Genomic DNA, 2947 nt, shown 5'->3' on the forward strand with positions numbered 1-2947 from the left:
AAAATCGAAAGGTAAACTATTAAATAAGCCGATTTTTTATGATAAAATCAGTAAATAAATAGCAAAGAATATTATCAAACTAGAAGGGGGTTTTATAATGCCGAAATGTCAATGTAGGAAATGTGATAGAATATGGTATGGATGGGCAAGAACCAATATCTGCCCAAGCTGTGGTGGTGAGTTATTTCAAATAAAAAGAAATGATTATACAAAGAATGAAGATGAAAATAAGAAAATCAGGCCTGAATTATCCAAGTCCAGATAAATATTCCAATTGTCCCTGTATTCTATGATATAGAAGGGAGGAAACGGTAATGGATAAGAAAAAAGAAAAAGATCTTCATACAATAGAATGGCTCCTGGAAAAAAAGGCAAGCCAAAAGAGTAAAAACCATCAGCTTTATTTTCCATACTATGGTGATGTAACAGAACTGAATACCGAAAGAACCATCCTGGATCTGGTGGGAAAAGATACCCTGGAAGCTCTCTGTGCAGATACGATGGATCTTTTAGATACTTCAGTAGCCGTCTATGAAAAAAATGGAGATTATGCCTTCGGTATGTTTGTCTCCGGATGGTGCCAGTTGATGGATGCTGCCTCCCGTAAACTATGTAATACTGATGATAATCAGAAAGCCCTGACCAGCGGGAAATGGCATTGTCATGAAAATTGCTGGAATGACTCTGCCAAACAAGCTATCAAAACCGGTAAACCGACTGATATCGAATGTATTGGTGGCATTAATCTTTATGCTGAGCCCATCTATGCCGGTAATCAAGTAATCGGAGTCATTAATATCGGTTACGGTAAACCACCTACCGATGAAAAGACCTTAAAAGAATTATCCCAAAAATATCAGATAGATTATAATACCCTGCTTACCCGGGCAAAAGAATATAAACCTAGACCCCCATTTATTATCGATATTGCCAAAAAGCGTTTGCACAATATTGCCTTTTTAATCGGCAAGATTGTACAGAATGCCATAAATGAAAAAAAATTAAAAGAGAGCGAAATACAGTTTAAAACGATTACAGAAGATTCTGCTGATGCCATATTTATCACCGATCAAAAAGGCAACTATGTCTATGTCAACCAGGCAGTTGTTGAGTTGTTAGGTTATTCCAGGGATGAAATGGCAAATAAGAATATTAAAGATATTTCCCCACCTGAAGAATCCAAAGAAAATGTTCGGGATTTCCAGCGCCTCCTGCAGGGAGAAAAGTTATTGAAAGAATTGAATCTTATCAGAAAAGACGGTTCTTCTGTCCCGGTAGACTTGCATGCTATCCTGTTGCCCAATGGTTTTGTCTATGGCAGCTGCCGTGATATAACCCAACGCAAAGAGGCGGAAGAAAGGATTACACAGCTCCATTCTCTTGTAGAATCCATCCGCAATGTGAATCAGCTAATTGTCCAGGAACATGATTTTGTCAAAGTTATCCAGGAGTCCTGCCGTACCTTACTGCAAACCCGCGAGTATCTGAATATTGAGATTGCCCTTCTGGATGAACGAACAGGCAGGATTAAGCCGGTTGCCAAAGAAGGTGTGCGTAAACTAAAAGACTGGGCAGCAGAAGTTCATAATCCTGTTGATGCACCAAGGTGCATCCGGGAAATTGTCCAAACCAGAAAACCTACTATTGTTAATGCTTCCAGGGACTATTGCGGAAAATGTCCGTATTTTATGACAGACCTGCCTTATAAAAATATCTTTGTGCCAATGTTGCTCAAAGGCCGTCTTGTCGGCATCATTACCACCACCATAAGAGCCGAACATGAGGTTATCCCGGAGGAAATTGAGCTGTTAAAAGAAGTAGCGGGAGACCTGGCTTTTGCCCGGGATAAGTTTCTGTCTGAGGAAAGGATTCTCTCCCAATTTCACTTACTCCAGATTGCCGGCAAGACTGCCAAATTCGGCGGCTGGAGTGTTGACACTGCCACCCAGACCTGCCAGTGGTCAGATACGGTGGCCGATATTCATGAAATGCCCCATGGCTATGCACTTCATGCCAAGGAGGGCATCAATTTTTATGCTCCCGAATGGCGGGAGAGAATAACCGAAGTATTCAGCAACTGCGCCCATCAAGGTATACCCTATGATGAAGAGATGGAGATCATTACCGGTAAAGGAAAAAGAAAATGGGTAAGAACCACCGGTAGAGCTGTGAAAAATAAAAAGGGAGAGATTGTCAAAGTGGTAGGCTCTTTTCAGGATATCACCAAACACAAAAAGACAGAACAGGAGCTTCACGAAAGAGAGACACTTCTCACTGCTGTGATGGATAATCTTCCTATTGGTATTGCAGTCAATACAGTATTTCCAGGTGTCAATTTTATCTATATGAACGATAAATTCCCGCAAATCTATCGGACAACCCGCAAAAAACTTTCCAAACCGGGTGCCTTTTGGGATATCGCCTATGAGGATCCGGTTTTCCGCAGCCAGATTAAAAAAAGGGTGGAGGAGGATATCGCCAGCGGTGATCCCCAGCGTATGCATTGGGAGAATATCCCTGTAACCCGTAAAGGAGAAGAAACCAGATACATCTCTGCCTACAACATTCCTATTCCCGGAAAAGATCTGGTCATTTCCACGGTTATGGATGTTACCGATATCAACCAATCCCAGCATAAACTGCGTAAAACTATGAATGCCACTATTGAGACCATCTCCAAAATATCGGAAACCCGGGATCCCTATACTTCCGGCCATCAATACAGAGTCTACCAGCTCTCGGTGGCAATAACTAGCGAACTGTGCCTTCCCCGGGAAAAAATTGAAGCAGTCAGAATTGCTGCTTTGATCCATGATATCGGTAAAATGGCTATTCCATCGGAAATACTCACCAAACCGGGAAAGCTAAGCGAAATTGAATTTGACCTGATCAGGGAACATCCCAAGACAGGCTATGAGATCTTAAAAGATATTGATTTTCCTTATCC

The 2947-nt window shown here is 41.6% G+C and carries 2 protein-coding genes; both read left to right on the plus strand.

Annotated features, from left to right (window positions below; translation table 11 throughout):
- Positions 1-97 precede the first annotated feature (97 nt).
- Positions 98-265 carry a hydrogenase maturation nickel metallochaperone HypA gene (locus tag KO361_02025; GenBank protein MCC7574343.1) on the plus strand — a complete coding sequence of 56 codons (168 nt, stop codon included), beginning with the start codon at positions 98-100 and terminating at the stop codon, positions 263-265.
- A 49-nt stretch (positions 266-314) separates the two neighbouring features.
- The coding region (locus KO361_02030; GenBank protein MCC7574344.1) for a PAS domain S-box protein at positions 315-2947 on the plus strand (2633 nt) is incomplete at its 3' end.

It is taken from the genome of Candidatus Woesearchaeota archaeon, assembly GCA_020854775.1.
In the GTDB taxonomy this organism is placed as follows: domain Archaea; phylum Nanobdellota; class Nanobdellia; order Woesearchaeales; family 21-14-0-10-32-9; genus 21-14-0-10-32-9.

Coding starts and splice junctions, on each gene's coding strand:
- KO361_02025 (MCC7574343.1), top strand. CDS start 98: ATGCCGAAATGTCAATGTAGGAAATGTGATAGAATATGGTATGGATGG.